Raw genomic sequence first — 1,270 nt, 5'->3', positions numbered from 1 at the left:
AACTCATTATTGTGGTTGGCCCGCAAGACAAGTTGGCAAACAAGCTGAAATCATTATGACGCAATTTCATCAGAGAGGCGTTTTTTACGTCCCAGACGGCAAACGAGATAAAGCGAAAGGTGGCGAACCGCGCATTATATTGCTGAGCTTTCTCGGAGTGTTGTTGCCTTCTGCTGTTCTGCTTACGCTACCGGTTTTTTCGGTTTCAGGTCTGTCTATTACTGACGCGTTGTTTACCGCGACTTCAGCCATCAGTGTGACTGGGTTGGGTGTGGTCGATACCGGCCAACATTTTACGCTCGCGGGTAAAATTCTTCTGATGTGTTTGATGCAGATCGGCGGCTTAGGGCAAATGACCTTATCTGCGGTGCTGCTCTATATGTTTGGGGTGCGCTTGAGTCTACGTCAGCAAGCGTTAGCCAAAGAAGCACTTGGCCAAGAAAGGCAAGTCAACTTGCGTCGTTTGGTGAAAAAGATCGTCACATTTGCGCTGGTGGCAGAGGCGATTGGTTTTGTCTTCCTCTCGTATCGTTGGGTGCCAGAAATGGGTTGGCAGACGGGCATGTTCTATGCGCTGTTTCATTCTATTTCGGCTTTCAACAATGCTGGCTTCGCTCTCTTCTCTGACAGCATGATGAGTTTTGTCAACGATCCGTTAGTGAGTTTCACCTTAGCTGGTCTGTTTATCTTTGGCGGCTTGGGTTTTACTGTGATTGGTGACGTTTGGCGACATTGGCGTAAAGGTTTCCACTTCTTACATATTCACACCAAAATCATGCTGATTGCCACGCCGTTACTGCTGTTGGTGGGAACGGTGCTGTTTTGGCTTTTGGAACGTCACAACCCCAACACCATGGGGTCACTCACTACTGGCGGGCAATGGTTGGCTGCTTTCTTCCAATCAGCCAGTGCGCGGACAGCGGGTTTTAACAGTGTTGATTTAACGCAGTTCACGCAACCGGCATTACTCATCATGATCGTTTTGATGTTGATTGGTGCGGGTTCGACCTCTACGGGTGGCGGTATCAAGGTGTCTACTTTTGCTGTCGCGTTTATGGCGACGTGGACGTTCTTGCGTCAAAAGAAACACGTGGTGATGTTTAAGAGAACGGTAAACTGGCCAACGGTAACGAAGTCACTGGCAATCATTGTGGTGAGCGGAGCAATTCTCACCACCGCGATGTTTTTGTTGATGCTGACGGAGAAAGCTTCTTTTGACAAAGTGATGTTCGAAACGATTTCTGCTTTTGCAACGGTTGGGCTTACTGCA

1 protein-coding gene is annotated in these 1,270 nt (G+C 48.5%); it reads left to right on the top strand.

The window, feature by feature from the left end; genetic code table 11:
* Positions 1-55: 55 nt before the first annotated feature.
* Positions 56-1,270: TrkH family potassium uptake protein (locus R7127_RS26395; RefSeq protein WP_318148704.1), on the top strand; the 1,215-nt coding region annotated here is incomplete at its 3' end.

The organism is Vibrio sp. 1159, assembly GCF_033340395.1.
Classification (GTDB): Bacteria; Pseudomonadota; Gammaproteobacteria; order Enterobacterales; family Vibrionaceae; genus Vibrio; species Vibrio alginolyticus.
This window is presented reverse-complemented; position numbering and strand designations above follow the sequence as displayed.